General features: G+C 68.0%; 13 protein-coding genes and 1 riboswitch. Of the genes, 2 read left to right on the top strand and 11 right to left on the bottom strand.

The window, feature by feature from the left end:
* Positions 1-168: 168 nt before the first annotated feature.
* On the top strand, positions 169-375 hold the full coding sequence (locus ACIBB8_RS23980; RefSeq protein WP_398955260.1) for a DUF5999 family protein: 207 nt from the start codon (positions 169-171) through the stop codon (positions 373-375).
* Positions 376-461: 86 nt separating this feature from the next.
* Here ACIBB8_RS23980 and gcvP read toward each other — a convergent pair whose 3' ends face one another.
* The gene (gene gcvP / locus ACIBB8_RS23975; protein WP_398955258.1) at positions 462-3,347 is read right to left on the bottom strand and encodes an aminomethyl-transferring glycine dehydrogenase; all 2,886 of its coding nucleotides are present in this window, start codon (positions 3,345-3,347) and stop codon (positions 462-464) included.
* Positions 3,348-3,541: 194 nt separating this feature from the next.
* Positions 3,542-3,639, bottom strand: a riboswitch (glycine riboswitch).
* Between the two features lie 101 nt (positions 3,640-3,740).
* On the opposite strand from gcvP, the gene ACIBB8_RS23970 reads away from it, so the two are divergent.
* A complete protein-coding gene (locus ACIBB8_RS23970) occupies positions 3,741-4,121 on the top strand; it encodes a PRC-barrel domain-containing protein (protein WP_366134138.1) in 381 nt (126 codons plus the stop codon).
* Here the strand turns inward: ACIBB8_RS23970 and ACIBB8_RS23965 are convergent.
* From ACIBB8_RS23965 to ACIBB8_RS23920, 10 genes are all read right to left on the bottom strand, one after another.
* A complete protein-coding gene (locus ACIBB8_RS23965; RefSeq protein WP_398955256.1) occupies positions 4,046-5,500 on the bottom strand; it encodes a DNA polymerase IV in 1,455 nt (484 codons plus the stop codon). The two genes, ACIBB8_RS23970 and ACIBB8_RS23965, sit on opposite strands and share 76 nt — an antisense overlap.
* A gap of 57 nt (positions 5,501-5,557) precedes the next feature.
* Positions 5,558-6,175, bottom strand: coding sequence for a MerR family transcriptional regulator (locus ACIBB8_RS23960; RefSeq protein WP_398955255.1), 618 nt, complete (start codon positions 6,173-6,175; stop codon positions 5,558-5,560).
* A gap of 168 nt (positions 6,176-6,343) precedes the next feature.
* Positions 6,344-6,817, bottom strand: a complete 474-nt coding sequence (locus ACIBB8_RS23955; protein ID WP_037690563.1) for a bifunctional nuclease family protein — start codon at positions 6,815-6,817, stop codon at positions 6,344-6,346.
* Positions 6,818-6,870: 53 nt separating this feature from the next.
* Complete coding sequence (locus ACIBB8_RS23950) at positions 6,871-7,614, bottom strand: MerR family transcriptional regulator (RefSeq protein WP_398955253.1); 744 nt, start codon at positions 7,612-7,614, stop codon at positions 6,871-6,873.
* A gap of 17 nt (positions 7,615-7,631) precedes the next feature.
* Positions 7,632-8,405, bottom strand: coding sequence for an FHA domain-containing protein (locus ACIBB8_RS23945; protein ID WP_398955251.1), 774 nt, complete (start codon positions 8,403-8,405; stop codon positions 7,632-7,634).
* A 190-nt stretch (positions 8,406-8,595) separates the two neighbouring features.
* Positions 8,596-9,384 carry a DUF881 domain-containing protein gene (locus tag ACIBB8_RS23940; RefSeq protein WP_398955249.1) on the bottom strand — a complete coding sequence of 263 codons (789 nt, stop codon included), beginning with the start codon at positions 9,382-9,384 and terminating at the stop codon, positions 8,596-8,598.
* 5 nt (positions 9,385-9,389) lie between these two features.
* Positions 9,390-9,722: a small basic family protein gene (locus ACIBB8_RS23935; RefSeq protein ID WP_023543062.1), complete on the bottom strand. Its 333-nt coding sequence runs from the start codon at positions 9,720-9,722 to the stop codon at positions 9,390-9,392.
* Positions 9,719-10,639, bottom strand: a complete 921-nt coding sequence (locus ACIBB8_RS23930; protein WP_398955247.1) for a DUF881 domain-containing protein — start codon at positions 10,637-10,639, stop codon at positions 9,719-9,721. The genes ACIBB8_RS23935 and ACIBB8_RS23930 overlap by 4 nt, the downstream gene beginning before the upstream one ends.
* 98 nt (positions 10,640-10,737) lie before the next feature.
* Positions 10,738-13,233 (bottom strand): sugar phosphate nucleotidyltransferase, encoded by a 2,496-nt coding sequence (locus tag ACIBB8_RS23925; RefSeq protein WP_398955246.1) that lies wholly within the window; start codon positions 13,231-13,233, stop codon positions 10,738-10,740.
* A 114-nt stretch (positions 13,234-13,347) separates the two neighbouring features.
* Positions 13,348-13,956 carry a CDP-alcohol phosphatidyltransferase family protein gene (locus tag ACIBB8_RS23920; RefSeq protein ID WP_398955244.1) on the bottom strand — a complete coding sequence of 203 codons (609 nt, stop codon included), beginning with the start codon at positions 13,954-13,956 and terminating at the stop codon, positions 13,348-13,350.
* Positions 13,957-14,152: the final 196 nt, after the last annotated feature.

Genomic DNA, 14,152 nt, shown 5'->3' with positions numbered 1-14,152 from the left:
CGCCTGGGTGATGCGTCATGAGAGTAGGAGCACTGCTGCCGCGAAATCCCTGCGGATTGGCGCCCGTGGGGCAACACTGGAACCGGACCGACAGATACGGGGGGGGCGGCCATGAACACCTCATCAAGCCGCAGGACACCCACTACGACGCAGCGAAAGAACCCAGCCATGTGCCAGCACAAGCCACCTTGCCCGACAGCCGACTCCGCCGACCGGGAAGCCGCACGCCTGATGGCACACCACCCGGAACAGGGCTGGAGCCTGCTGTGCAACGGCGTCCTGCTCTTCGAGGACACCGGTGAGCTGCTCCCGGACGGGCAGATCATCGCTCCGCACCGGCCGCTGGACGTCGGCCGGGTGATGAAGGCCGCCTGAGCGCGGCCGGTAAGAAATGGGGCCGGCCCGGAGAAGATCTCCGAACCGGCCCCGACGCATGTCCGGGTCACACCCGAACGGGTGGGTCAGTTGTCGTACTCGTCCAGCGGCGGGCAGGAGCAGACGAGGTTGCGGTCACCGAACGCACCGTCGATCCGGCGCACCGGCGGCCAGTACTTGTCGGCGGCCGAGACTCCGGCCGGGAAGACGGCCGTCTCGCGGCTGTACGCGTGCGTCCACTCCCCGCCGAGCATGGCGGCGGTGTGCGGGGCGTTGGTCAGCGGGTTGTCGTCCGCACTCCATTCGCCGGAGTCCACCTTCTCGACCTCGCCGCGGATGGCGATCATCGTGTCGCAGAACCGATCGAGCTCGGCGAGGTTCTCGCTCTCGGTCGGCTCGATCATCAGCGTGCCCGCCACCGGGAACGACATGGTCGGCGAGTGGAAGCCGTAGTCGATCAGACGCTTGGCGATGTCGTCGACGCTGACCCCGGTCGCCTTGGAGATCGGCCGCAGATCCACGATGCACTCGTGCGCGACCAGACCGGCCGGGCCGGTGTACAGGATCGGGTAGTGCGGTTCCAGACGCTTGGCGATGTAGTTGGCCGCGAGTACGGCGACCTGCGTCGCGTGCTTGAGGCCCTCCCCGCCCATCAGGCGTACGTACGCCCAGGAGATCGGAAGAATACCGGCCGAGCCCCACGGCGCGGCCGAGATCGGTCCGACACCGGTCTCGGGGCCGGCGCCGGGCTGCAGCGGGTGGTTCGGCAGGTACGGGGCCAGATGGGCGCGCACACCGACCGGGCCGACACCGGGGCCACCGCCGCCGTGCGGGATACAGAAGGTCTTGTGCAGGTTCAGGTGCGAGACGTCGCCGCCGAACCGACCGGGCTTGGCAAGACCGACCAGCGCGTTGAGGTTGGCGCCGTCGACGTACACCTGACCGCCCGCATCGTGCACCTCGGCGCAGATGTCGGCGACGTGCTCCTCGAACACACCGTGCGTCGACGGGTACGTGATCATGAGCACGGCGAGCTCGTCGCGGTGCTTCTCGATCTTGGCGCGGAGGTCCTCGACGTCGACCTCACCGTCGTCGGCGGTCTTCACCACGACGACCTTCATGCCCGCCATCACGGCGCTCGCGGCGTTGGTGCCGTGCGCGGAGGACGGAATGAGGCAGACGGTCCGCTGCTCGTCGCCGTTGGCCCGGTGGTACGCGCGCACGGCGAGCAGGCCCGCGAACTCGCCCTGCGAGCCCGCGTTCGGCTGGATCGAGACCGCGTCGTAGCCGGTGACCTCGGCGAGGCGCTCCTCCAGCTCACGGATCAGCGTGAGGTAGCCCTCCGCCTGCTCGGCCGGCGCGAACGGGTGCAGCGCGCCGAACTCGGGCCAGGTGATCGACTCCATCTCGGTGGTCGCGTTCAGCTTCATGGTGCAGGAGCCGAGCGGGATCATGCCGCGGTCCAGCGCGTAGTCACGGTCGGCGAGCTTGCGCAGATAGCGCAGCATCGCGGTCTCGGAGCGGTGCTGGTGGAAGACCGGATGGGTGAGGATCTCATCGGTGCGCAGCAGGGACTCGGGCAGCGCGTCGGCGGCAGCGGCGTCCAGCGCCTCGATGTCGGCGTCGGCGCCGAAGGCGGTCCAGACGGCGGCGAGCTGCGCACGTGTGGTGGTCTCGTCGCAGGCGAGGGAGACCCGGTCGGCGTCGACGAGACGCAGGTTGACCCCGCGGTCACGGGCGTCGGCCACGACATCCGCCGCCTTGCCGGGGACACGCACGGTGAGCGTGTCGAAGTAGGCGCCGGTCTCGACGTCGACCCCGGCAGCGCGCAGGCCCTCGGCCAGGATCGTGGCGTAGCGGTGGGTGCGCTGCGCGATCGTCCGCAGGCCGTCGGGGCCGTGGTAGACCGCGTACATCCCAGCCATCACGGCGAGCAGTACCTGCGCGGTGCAGATGTTGCTGGTGGCCTTCTCGCGACGGATGTGCTGCTCGCGGGTCTGCAGGGCAAGGCGGTAGGCCTTGTTGCCGTCCGCGTCGACGGAGACGCCGACCAGGCGGCCGGGCAGGCTGCGGGCGAACTTCTCGCGTACGGCCATGAAGCCGGCGTGCGGTCCACCGAAGCCCATCGGTACACCGAAGCGCTGCGTGGTGCCGACGGCGATGTCCGCGCCGAGGTCACCGGGCGAGGTCAGCAGGGTCAGGGCGAGCAGGTCGGCGGCGACGGTGACGATCGCACCGAGCTCGTGGGCCTGCTCGATGACGGGCTTGATGTCACGGAGGGTGCCGGAGGCACCTGGGTACTGGAGCAGCACGCCGAAGACACCGCGCCCGGCGATCTCTGCGGGGATGCCCTCGGCGAGATCGGCGACGACGACCTCGACACCGGTCGGCTCGGCGCGGGTCTCGATCACGGCGATGGTCTGGGGCAGGGTGTCGGAGTCGACCAGGAAGACTCCGTCCTTGACCTTGCCTACGCGTCGGGCGAGCGCCATAGCCTCGGCGGCGGCGGTGCCCTCGTCGAGCAGCGAGGCGCCGGAGGTGGGCAGCCCGGTCAGCTCGGCGACCATCGTCTGGAAGTTGAGGAGCGCCTCCAGGCGGCCCTGCGAGATCTCCGGCTGGTACGGCGTGTAGGCCGTGTACCAGGCGGGATTCTCCATGACGTTGCGGAGGATCACCGGCGGGGTGAACGTGCCGTAGTAGCCGAGCCCGATCATCGGGGCGAGCACCTGGTTGCGGTCGGCAAGGGTGCGGAGCTCGGCGAGGACCTCGGCCTCGGTACGGGCCGACGGCAGCTGCAGCGCCTCCGCACTCTTGATCACATCGGGCACTGCGGCCGCGGTGAGGTCGTCGAGCGAGCCGTAACCGACCTGGGCGAGCATCTTCGCCTGCGCCTCGGCATCGGGGCCGATGTGGCGCTGCTCGAAGGGGATGCCCTGCTCCAGCTGGGAAAGCGGAGTGCGACGGGGGGTCATGGTGGAGGCCTCCTGGTCTGTCACGACCTGCGAGGGGCACCACGGCGCGGGTGCCCGGACGGCCTCCCCCTCTGTCATCTCAACCTGAGAGCTTCACCGGTGCGCCCTGAGGCATACCAGCTTTCACCGTCGGTGAGGGAGGGATCCGTCCCGGCTGCTGCCGCCACGAAACCCGCCCTGCTTTCCAGAGTGACCTCGTCCGTGCGGTACGGGGGCCTGAGAGATTCCGGGGAGGATTTGCTCCTTCGGCGCCTGCCGGATGCGCTCCGGAAGGCTCTCCCGCACGGGGTCAGCAGCCATCACCAGCCTACCAGCGGGGCTCGCGACGGAATTCTCAAGTGGCCAATACCCCGAATCTGCACTTTCGTAGTGCCTGTGGAGTAGCCGCGACCAATGGGAGGGACCGTGCAGACCGACATCGATCCGCGCAGCCTGATCGGCCGCAAGGCATTCGACCGCAAGGGCACCAAGATCGGAACTGTGGACGAGGTGTATCTCGACGACGCGACCGGCATACCCGAGTGGGCGGCCGTGCGTACCGGACTGTTCAGCAGAGACGCCTTCGTTCCGCTTGAGCCCAGCGAATTCGTCGACGACGTGCTCCGGATCCCCTTCGACCGTGCGCTGATCAAGGACGCACCCGACTTCGGCGTGGGCCGCCATCTCTCGCCGGAACAGGAGCTTCAGCTCTACCGGCACTACGGTCTGGACTCGCCGCCCGACGAGCCGGGCCCGGACCGGGACTTCGGCAGGCTGGCCGGCCAGGACGAGTAGTCCGCCGGATCACTCACCAGCGGGAGCGGATCGGCAGGCTGCAGCTCCGGATCGTCGACACGGAACGTCCGCACCCGGCCGGGCGGCGACCCGGGTTCCTCGAACCGCACGGTCACCCGGCCCACCCCACTGCCCTGCACCCAGCCGTGGCCGAAGGTGTCATGGCATACGTCGTGCCCTGCGGGCCAGCGCCGGGCCGCGAGCTGTTCGGCGGTCTCCTGCTCCTGCGCCCCGTCCGCCGGCTCGTCCCCGCGGCCGCCCGCGCCCTGTTCCTCACGGGCCGGTACCTCAGGCGCGGCCCGCTCACCGGCTGCCTGGGCGAAGAGATCCTCCTGCGTGTAGTCGGCGAGCCCCGTGACGCCCACCCCGAGCAGCCGCACCCCTCCGGTGGTGTCCACAGCCTCCAGAAGCCGCGCAGCGGCCTCTCTGACCACTGTGGGGTCGTCCGTCGGCCCCCGGAGGGTCTCCGACCGCGTGAGCGTCGAAAAGTCATACCTGCGCACCTTCAGCACCACGGTGCGGCCCGAGCGCTCCGCGGCCCGCAGCCGCTGGACACAACGGTCCGCCAGGCGCTCGACCTCCGTCCTGATCCGGATCCGGTCGTGCAGATCCATGTCGAAGGTGTCCTCGACCGACACCGACTTGGCGTCCCGCTCGGCCACGACGGGGCGGTCGTCGTACCCGAGGGCCATGCGATGCAACGCGACGCCGTGCGCCTTCCCCAGCAGCCGTACGAGCTCCGCCTCGCCGGCTGTGGCCAGGTCGTCGACCGTGGTCATCCCGGCCCGCCGCAGATGGTCCCCGGTGGCAGGGCCCACGCCGGGGAGGATCCGCACGGACATCGGGGCGAGCAGTTCCCGTTCGGTCCCCGGCTCAATGACCAGCAGCCCGTTCGGTTTCGCCTCCTCCGAGGCGATCTTGGCCAGCATCTTGGAGCCCGCGAGGCCGACCGAGCCGGTGAGTCCGGTGACGGCTCTGATGGCGTCACGCAGCTGCTCACCGATGGCCCGCGCCGAGGCGGTGTCGTCGGCTGCCCCACCGGCCTCCAGATCGACGAACGCCTCGTCCAGGCTGAGCGGCTCCACCAGTGGTGACAGCTGCCCCAGCAACCCCATCACCTGGTCGCTCACCGTCCGGTACAGGGTGAAGCGGGGCACCAGATAGGCGGCATTGGGCGCCAGCCGCCGGGCCTGCGCGGTCGGCATCGCCGAGTGCACCCCGAAGCGCCGCGCCTCGTAGGAAGCGGTGGCGACGACCCCGCGGGGTCCCAGCCCGCCGACCACGACGGGTTTGCCGCGCAGGCTCGGTTTCGCCGCCTGCTCGGCCGAGGCGTAGAAGGCATCCATGTCCAGGTGCAGGATGGTGGGCGCGGCTCTCACATCAACCGATGCTGCCTTACGGCACTGACAATCGCCGCGCCCCTGATCCGCGGCCCGTCAGACGGCGCGGTTGCGCCGCCGTGCGAGCTCGTCGGCGGGGTTGTTGCCGATCAGCGTCTCGCCGGTGTCCACCCGCTCGCCGTGCAGCTGCGACAGTGCGGCGTCGACATCCCGCCAGACCACGCCGACGGCGATGCCGAAGACCCCCTGGCCCCCCTGGAGCAGATCCACGACCTCGTCGGGCGAGGAGCACTCGTAGACGGTCGCGCCGTCGCTCATGAGCGTCATCCGCTCAAGATCCTGGAACCCCCGGGCCCGCAGATGCTGGACCGTGGTGCGGATGTTCTGCAGGGCGACGCCCGTGTCGAGAAAGCGCTTCACGATCTTCAGCAGGACGACGTCCCTGAAGCTGTAGAGGCGCTGTGTGCCCGATCCGTAGGCAGGCCGCACGCTCGGCTCGACGAGCCCGGTGCGTGCCCAGTAGTCGAGCTGCCGATAGGTGATCCCTGCCGCCGCGCACGCCGTCGGCCCGCGATAGCCAATGTCGCCGACCGGTGCCGCCCCGTCCCCCGCCATCGCCGCCGGTTGAGCCGGTTGCCTGATGGTGCGGTCGGCTGTACTTCCGTGCTGCCGGTACGGCCCACCCGCTGCCGTACCGTCGCCGCTGCTTCTCACGCCGACCTCCGTCCTTGACCTGCCATCTCGAAGGTAGGCAGTCGCTTGGGGTGCGTCAACGATCGCCACACTCGGCACGCCGAGTGATAATCACCCGGAGGGTGGTTTGCCGTGTCCCGTTCCCGGGAACGGCTTGTCGAATGTGTTGACGGGGACCCTGCTGGACGGTCACTGGCTGTTGGTACCGAAGTCCTCCGGCGAGATCTGGTCGAGGAACTCCCGGAACTTCTCGACCTCGTCCTCCTGCTCGTCGGGGATGGAGATGCCCGCGTCGTCGAGTACCCCGTCACTGCCATAGATCGGCGTGCCGGTGCGCAGCGCGAGCGCTATGGCGTCGGACGGCCGCGCGCTCACCTCGACCCCGCCGGCGAAGACCAGCTCCGCGTAGAAGACCCCTTCCCTGAGGTCCGTGATGCGGACCTCGGTGAGCTCCTGGCCCAGGGCCTCGAGCACATCCTTGAAGAGATCATGGGTCAGCGGCCTGGCCGGAGCCATGCCCTGCTGGGCAAAGGCGATCGCGGTCGCCTCACCAGGACCGATCCAAATGGGGAGGTACCGGTCGCCTCCCACTTCACGCAGGAGCACGATCGGTTGGTTGGAGGGCATTTCCACCCGGACACCCACAACGTCGAGCTCGTTCACACAGCAACCCTAGGACGTGCTCGGCAGGTTTGGGTAGTCGGGCTCCCCCGTGATCAGTGGAGCCGGATCCGCAGAGCGGTCTGCACAAGGGCCGAATGAAGCCGCACAGAGAGTTCCGCGAGCTCCTTGGCCTTGGCCTCCGCATGGGCTCTGGTCTGCGGATTCCGGTGCCGGCGCAGAGGTGCGACCACCTGCTCGATCAGGCCGGCCTCGCGTTCCGCAGCCCCACGCATCGCCCGCAGATGACGCGGTTCCAGACCGAATCGACCCAGATCCGCCACAAGTTTGGCAACGGTCACCGTCTCGGCGTCGTAGCCACCCTCCGCCGTCGGAGCGATGAGCCCGTACGACTCCCACTCCTCAAGCTCGCTCTCGGTGACCTCAGCGGCGGCCAGGAGCTCCGCACGCCCGATCCGGGCCGCGGTGGCCCGCCAGGACTCGCCGTCCCAGGAACCGTCGCTCAGGTCCCGTGGAGCGCCCGCGGCCGGCAGGGACACCTGCTCGCCGCGGGCCAAGGCGTCCAGGTGCTCGCGAATGACCTTGAGCGGAAGATAGTGGTCCCGCTGCATCCGCAGCACCTGTGCCAGCCGCTCGACGTCCTCGGGGCGGAATTTGCGGTAGCCGGAGGGGGTCCGCTGCGGCTCGACGAGCCCCTCGGCCTCCAAGAAGCGAATCTTGGAGATGGTGACTTCGGGAAATTCGTCCCGCAGCTGCAGGAGCACCGCGCCGATGCTCATGGCCCGGTTGTCGGCGGTGGCGGTGCCGTGCCCGGCACCGCCCGTCGGTGTTCTCAGCATGGACCTTCCCTGACGGGTCAGATGCCCCGCTGGCTTGCGTAGAAGACCAGCCGGTACTTCCCGATCTGCACTTCGTCGCCGTTGGACAGCGCGACGGAGTCGATGCGCTCACGATTGACGTACGTGCCGTTGAGGCTGCCGACATCCTCGACCGTGAAGCTGCCGTCGGGGCTCCGGCGGAACTCCACGTGACGGCGGGAGACCGTCACGTCATCGAGGAAGATGTCGCTCTGGGGGTGCCGGCCGGCCGTGGTCAGCTCGCTGTCCAGCAGGAAGCGGCTGCCCGAGTTCGGACCGCGGCGCACCACCAGGAGCGCCGAGCCGAGCGGCAGAGCGTCAACGGCGGCCTGGGCCTCCGGTGAGAGGGAGGGCAAGGACGTCTGGCCCGTCGCCTCCGCCTCGTAAGCCTCAAGACCGGAGATGGAGATGGTCGATGTCGTCTCCGAAAGACGCTCCGCAGACGCGCCTCCCCGAAGCGGCGCACCACAGTTGGAACAGAAACGACTGGCCTCGGCATTGCGATGGCCGCACCTCGTACAGACCGGCATGGGCCCAAACCCTCCACCCGTACTTGAGGTTGTTGGATCCCCGAAACCTATGCGGCCCGGACCGGCAGGGTCAACAGACGACGCGCCGGTTCCACCCGAAATGTCACCGTCCGGACCCGACACCTCGTCACGGAAGAGCGGGCGATCCGTGCCCTGATCCTCGGCCTGGCCATGGCGCGGTGCGCGATGGCGGGCCGCGTCATCGCGGGCGCTCTTGCCGAACAACTTCGCAAACAACTTCACGGGCGATTCCCCTTGACCGAAACAGACCCGCCCGTGGGGCAGGACGAACCCTGAATGAACACACCTGCCGACCCGGACATCTTCACAACGTCCGTATCCACTCGACAGTTTCCACCACGCGCCACCATTACGATGCGGCGACCCCCCGCAACCTCTTGCCCGTGTCCTCCGAGCCCCGTGTCCGGCGCCCTCACCGGGTTGACGACCGAGCGTAGTCAGGCTGCTCCGCAGGTCGCAAGGCGTCCACGACGATGTCGTTCGCCTGTGCCACGTGCACGGTCGCCTGCTCCTTCTCCAGCGTCTGCACAACACCACCGGGGATGTTCAGCGCCGGCTCCAGATCCTGCGGTTTGCCGATCACTTTGAAGACGTACGGCGCGGAGATGGACCGGTCGTCGACCTTGACCGCGCCACCGTCGCCGGAGAAGTACGTATTGGCCACCACCCTCACCCCGTTGACCTCGATCGCCTCCGCTCCGGCCGCACGCAGCTCCTGGAGGGCGTCGAGCAGCATGTCCGCCTGCACCGCGTTGCCCGGATCGTTGATCGTGAGCGTGATCCCGGGCCCGTGTGCCGCCACGGTGCCCGCGAGGATACCGAGTTGCCGTTCCTTCTCCACGGTCTGCTTACGGGCCTCCTCGGCCTGGTCCGAGCTGTTCTCCAGCTCCGTACGCTGATCGTCCAGACGCTGCTTCTCATCCTCAAGACGCTGCGTACGGTCATCGAGTTCATCGAGAATGCGGACCAGATCCTCCTGGCGGGCGCCGCGCAGTGCGCTGTTGTCACTGTTCGACCGGACCTGGATCGCCAGACCCAGCCCCAGGACGAACAGCAACAGCGCCACGACGAGTTGCGCACGAGTGACCCGGGGCGGCCACAGCCCGGCAATCAACCGCTGGCGCCCGGTGAGCTGCTCGGGCATGTCGGCCTGCTGCTCGCCGGTGCGCTCCTGGTCACGGGGAAGCTCTTCGTTGCTCATCGGCCTCAGGCCCGGAAGACGTGCCGGCGGATCGCCGCGGCGTTGGAGAAGATGCGGATACCGAAGACGACGACCACACCGGTGGAGAGCTGCGCTCCGACACCCAGCTTGTCGCCCAGGAACACGATCAGTGCGGCCACGACGACGTTCGAGAGGAACGACACCACGAAGACCTTGTCGACGAAGATGCCGTCGAGCATGGCCCGTAGACCACCGAAGACCGCATCGAGAGCAGCCACGACAGCGATCGGGAGATAGGGCTCGACCACCGCCGGCACCTCGGGCCGGACCAACAGTCCGACCACGACTCCCACGACGAGGCCCAGTACGGCGATCACGATGTGCCCTTCCCTGTGTCTGCCGCACCACTACCGGTGTCTGCGGCCTTCGGCTCTGCTGTTCGTACGATGAGGCTGGGCGCAGCCGGGAGGCGCACCTCGTCCTGGACGGACATGGTGGTCCGGATGTCGAAGGTGTCCTTCAGCGCCCTCAGGTACTGGCCGTCGGCACTGTCCTCGAAAGCGGTGCTGAGCCGCTTCCCGTCCCCCACCGCAAGCACCGTGTACGGCGGCACGAGCGGTTTGTTGTCGACCAGTATGGCGTCGCCCGCGGCGCGGATCGCCGACAGGGCCGTCAGCCGCTGCCCGTTGATGGCGATGGCCTCCGCACCCGACTGCCAGAGGCCGTTGACGACTCGTTGCATATCCCGGTCGCGCACCCGCCCCGTGTCGGTGAAACCAGTGGTCTCACGCGGTCCGCCGCCGCCCTGGTCGGTGCCCTTGGCATCGTCGACGACAAGTTTCACACCGGGTCCCTTGACGGCGGTTGCCCCGGAGAGCAGCGCCACGAGCTGGCCCTGGTCCCCGCCATGCTTTTCCAACGCTTTACGTTGCCGCTCGCCCACGTCGTCGCGGGCTTTGTCGACCTGGGACTCCAGCTTGTCCGCCGCCGACGTCTCCATGTCGATGCGTTCGATGAGCTCCTCGCGCTCCTTGGCGAGGACCGGCGCCGATACACGCGCCTCCGCGGCGCCCAGGGTGACGACGAGAGCAGCCAGCACAAGGCCCGCCGCGAGGCCCAGTTTCGCCTTCAGTGTGCGGGGCATGGCCGCACTCCCGTCGGCCTTGCGCTTGGCCGTGGCCTCGGCGTAGCCGTCGTCCAGGCTGTGGTCCATCACATTGGTCAGCAGCGACATGGACGCGTCAGGGCGCGCGGGCGGCGAGGGGGTACTCCGATCGGGGGGCTGCTGCGACATGCCGCACATCGTCGCACGCCGCAGCTAGTACCGCCGAATGGCCCCACCCGTGCGCCGGGAGGCGTCTGCGCGACACCTCCCGGCACGCCGGCGGCAGGTCACTGACCTGCGCTGTCCACGATCGTCGACCATTCGTCGAGCAGCGCCTGCGCCGAGGCGTCGTCGGGGCCTTCCGCCCACAGATGGGTGACGGCTTCGGCCGGGTCGGGAAGCACCATCACCCAGCGCCCGTCCGCCTCGACGACCCGCACCCCGTCGGTGGTGTCGACGTCACGGTCCCCAGCGGCTTCCACCACCCGACGCATGACCAGTCCCTTGACGGCCCAAGGAGTGGCCAGATCGCGGCGCAACACGTGCGCGAGGGGAATCCGGGCATCGATCTGGCTGAGCGTGAGCTGGGTCCGCGCGACGAGCCCGAGAAGCCGTACGAAGGCTGCCGAACCGTCGAAGACGCTGCTGAATTCGGGGACGACGAAACCGCCCCGCCCGTCTCCTCCGAAAATGGTGCCTTCCTCGCGTCCCACGCGCGTCAGGTCGTCTGGCGACGTCGTCGTCCATTCCACCTGTGTTCCGTGGTACGCGGCGACCTGCTCGGCGACCCTCGTCGTGGTCACCGGCAAGGCCACCCGGCCGCTGCGCCGCTCGGCGGCCACCAGGTCGAGCAGGACCAGAAGGGCCCGATCGTCCTCAACGATCCGGCCCCGCTCGTCGACCAGGGAGAGCCGCTCCCCGACCGGGTCGAAGCGCACGCCGAACGCGGCCCGTGCCGAGGAGACAATCTCCCCGAGCCGCACGAGCCCGGAGCGTCGGGCGTCGGCGGACTCCGTGGGCCGCGATTCGTCGAGCCCGGGATTGATGGTCAGCGCGTCCACGCCGAGCCGCCCGAGCAGACTCGGCAGAACAAGCCCGGCACTGCCGTTGGACGCGTCGACGACCACCTTGAGACCGGCGGCGGAGATCCCGGTGGTGTCCACATTGCGCAGCAGTGCCCCGGTGTAGGAGTCGAAGACGCTGGACGGAAAGTGCAGATCCCCGATCTCCCCCGGGAAGGCCCGGCGGTACTCCTGGCGGGCGTAGACCCGGTCCAGCTTCCGCTGCCCCGCCTGGGAAAGGTCTGCGCCCCGCTCGTCGATGAACATGATGTCCACCGAGTCCGGCACCCCGGGCGAGGTACGGATCATGATCCCGCCCGCGCTGCCCCTAGCGGTCTGCTGACGCGCGACCGGAAGCGGCACGTTCTCCAGGTCCCGTACGTCGATGGCGCTGGCCTGCAACGCCGAGATCACGGCCCTCTTCAGCGCACGGGCGCCCCGGGAGTGGTCACGGGCGGTGGTGACGGTCGAACCTTTCTTGAGGGTGGTGGCGTACGCACCGGCGAGCCGGACGGCGAGCTCCGGCGTGATCTCCACGTTCAGGATTCCTGAGACACCCCGGGCACCGAAGAGATGTGCCTGCCCCCGTGACTCCCAGATCACCGAAGTGTTGACGAAGGCGCCGGCCTCGATGGTCTTGAACGGGTAGACCCGGACATTGCCCTGAATGATCGATTCCTCACCGACCAGGCACTCGTCCCCGATGACCGCACCGTCCTCGATGCGGGCAGCCCGCATGATGTCGGTGTTCTTACCGATCACGCAGCCGCGCAGATTGCAGTGCTGGCCGATGTAGACGTTGTCGTGGATCACGGCCCTGTGCAGGAACGCCCCGGTCTTGACGACGACGTTCGAACCGACGACGGTGTGCTCGCGGATCTCGACACCGGCCTCGATCTTCGCGTAGTCCCCGATGTAGACGGGTCCGCGGAGCACCGCGTCAGGATGGACGTCGGCGCCTTCCGCAACCCATACACCGGGCGAGATCTCGAAGCCGTCGATCTCGACGTCGACCTTGCGCTCCAGGACGTCGGCCTGAGCCTTCACATAGCTCTCGTGCGTGCCCACGTCCTCCCAGTAGCCCTCGGCGACATAGCCGTAGATGGGCTTGCCTTCCTTCATGAGCTGCGGGAAGACATCACCGGACCAGTCCACCGAGACGTCGGCCTGGACGTAGTCGAAGACCTCGGGTTCCATGACATAGATGCCCGTGTTGACGGTGTCCGAGAAGACCTGGCCCCAGGTGGGTTTCTCCAGGAATCGCTCGACCTGGCCCGCCTCGTCGACAATCGTGATTCCGAATTCCAGTGGATTCGGAACTCGGGTCAGACACACCGTGACCAGCCCGCCCTTTTCCTTGTGAAAGGCGATGAGGTCGGTCAGGTCGAAGTCCGTGAGCGCGTCGCCGGAAATAACGAGGAAGGTGTCGTCCTTGAGCGCTTCCTCGGCGTTCTTTACGCTGCCGGCTGTCCCGAGAGGTTTCTCCTCGTTGGCATAGCTGAGCTCCATCCCGAGCTCTTCGCCGTCGCCGAAGTAGTTCTTGACGAGGGAAGCGAGAAACTGGACGGTCACGACCGTCTCATTGAGCCCATGCCGTTTCAGCAGCCGCAGCACATGCTCCATGATCGGCCGATTGGCGACGGGCAGGAGCGGCTTGGGCATGCTGGAAGTCATGGGGCGAAGGCGTGTGCCTTCACCACCAGCCATCACGACGGCCTTCATGTCGGCAACGTCCTCCTTGAAGAGACGACGGTTTGGCCGACTTCGCCCGTCAGAACAACATCTCAGAGTTCAGCCGCGGACCGGCCACACTGCGCGGCACCGCATCAAACGAGCTCAATCGGCTGCTGCATCCGCCTTGACGAGTCGGCGGACCTGAACCACGTAGAGGATTCCTGCCCACCAATAGAGCGTTGTACCCCATCCTGCGAACGCCCATCCGAAAATGGCGGCCAGCGATCCAAGCCAACCACTTGCGTCGCTGAGCAGCAACAAGGGGAAGGCGTACATCAGGTTGAACGTAGCCGCCTTCCCCAGGAAGTTCACCTGGGGTGGTGGATAGCCGTGGCGTCGCAGGATTCCGACCATCACGAGAAGCATCAGTTCACGGGCAAGGAGTGCCGCCGTGAGCCAGAGCGGAAGGATCTCCCGCCAGGTCAGTCCGACGAGGGTCGAAAGGATGTAGAGGCGATCAGCGGCCGGGTCCAGGAGCCGCCCGAGGCTGCTGATCTGGTTCCATCGGCGGGCGAGTTTTCCGTCGAGGTAGTCGCTGATGCCGCTGAGCATCAGCACGAGGAGCGCCCATCCATCGCTCTTGGGCCCACCGAACTCCGGGCGAAGAATCAGCCACAGGAAGAGCGGTACCCCGACTAGGCGCGCCATGCTGAGGATGTTGGGGATGGTGAGGACCCGGTCCGTCTGAACCCGAGTCTCCTGGACCTCCACCCGGGGGCCTCCTGTGAACGTGCCAATGATGCCCCCTGACCCTACCCGCAGCCTTCGCCAGCACTTGCACGGGGGTGACAAAAGGGGCCCGTGAACGCAGAAAAGCCCCGCACCAGAGGTGCGGGGCTTTCCCGGAATAATTGTTCGGCGGCGTCCTACTCTCCCACAGGGTCCCCCCTGCAGTACCATCGGCGCT

It is taken from the genome of Streptomyces sp. NPDC051286, from assembly GCF_044455345.1.
Taxonomy (GTDB): domain Bacteria; phylum Actinomycetota; class Actinomycetes; order Streptomycetales; family Streptomycetaceae; genus Streptomyces.
The sequence above is the reverse complement of the archived record's forward strand: the minus strand, read 5'-3'. Positions and strand labels throughout refer to the sequence as shown.

Bases quoted from the DNA above. Each gene is read 5' to 3' on its own strand.
- ACIBB8_RS23980 (WP_398955260.1), top strand. From the start codon at position 169: ATGTGCCAGCACAAGCCACCTTGCCCGACAGCCGACTCCGCCGACCGG.
- gcvP (WP_398955258.1), bottom strand. From the start codon at position 3,347: ATGACCCCCCGTCGCACTCCGCTTTCCCAGCTGGAGCAGGGCATCCCC.
- ACIBB8_RS23970 (WP_366134138.1), top strand. From the start codon at position 3,741: ATGGGAGGGACCGTGCAGACCGACATCGATCCGCGCAGCCTGATCGGC.
- ACIBB8_RS23950 (WP_398955253.1), bottom strand. From the start codon at position 7,614: ATGCTGAGAACACCGACGGGCGGTGCCGGGCACGGCACCGCCACCGCC.
- ACIBB8_RS23940 (WP_398955249.1), bottom strand. From the start codon at position 9,384: ATGAGCAACGAAGAGCTTCCCCGTGACCAGGAGCGCACCGGCGAGCAG.
- ACIBB8_RS23930 (WP_398955247.1), bottom strand. From the start codon at position 10,639: ATGTCGCAGCAGCCCCCCGATCGGAGTACCCCCTCGCCGCCCGCGCGC.
- ACIBB8_RS23925 (WP_398955246.1), bottom strand. From the start codon at position 13,233: ATGAAGGCCGTCGTGATGGCTGGTGGTGAAGGCACACGCCTTCGCCCC.